Genomic DNA, 749 nt, shown 5'->3' on the forward strand with positions numbered 1-749 from the left:
CAGCGGGTCACCCGGGTTGCCCGGGAGCATAACGCGACCAGTTTCATGGTGATCCAGGCCGCGTTGGCGGTGTTGCTGTCTAAGCTCAGTGCGAGTTGCGATGTGGCGGTGGGGTTCCCGATCGCCGGACGGGGTGATCCGGCGCTCGATGAGTTGGTCGGGTTTTTCGTCAACACGCTGGTGTTGCGGGTGGATCTGGCCGGTGATCCCAGCATGGCCGAGGTGTTGGGTCAGGTGCGCCGGCGCAGCCTGGCCGCCTATGAGCACCAGGACGTGCCTTTTGAGGTGCTGGTGGAGCGGCTCAACCCGACCCGGTCGTTGACCCATCAACCGCTGGTGCAGGTGTTGTTGGCCTGGCAAAACCTTCCCTGGCGCAGCGGCGATCCCGCCGCCCACCTGGTGTTGGGCGATCTGCAGGTCACACCATTGCCGGCCGACACCCACACCGCCCGAATGGATTTGGTGTTCTCCCTGGCCGAACAATGGACCGAGGACGGCGCACCCGCCGGGATCGGCGGGGCAGTGGAGTTTCGCACCGACGTGTTCGACCCGGCCAGCATCGAAGCACTCGTCGAGCGGTTCGAGCGGGTACTGGACGCGCTGACCGCCGACCCGACGCGCCGACTGTCGTCGGTCGATCTGCTCGGCGCATCCGAGCACGCCCGCCTGGCTGAGTGGGGCAATCGGGCGGTGTTGACCCAGCCCGCACCCGCACGGGTATCGATCCCGGAATTGTTCGCCGCGCAGGT

At 66.6% G+C, this 749-nt stretch carries 1 protein-coding gene; it reads left to right on the forward strand.

Annotation, left to right across the window (positions count from 1 at the left end; all coding sequences use genetic code 11):
* Window positions 1–749 (forward strand): condensation domain-containing protein (locus A5688_RS26200; RefSeq protein ID WP_242660288.1); only part of this gene is annotated, 749 nt, incomplete at both ends.

This window comes from Mycobacterium mantenii (assembly GCF_001667865.1).
Lineage (GTDB): Bacteria > Actinomycetota > Actinomycetes > Mycobacteriales > Mycobacteriaceae > Mycobacterium > Mycobacterium mantenii_A.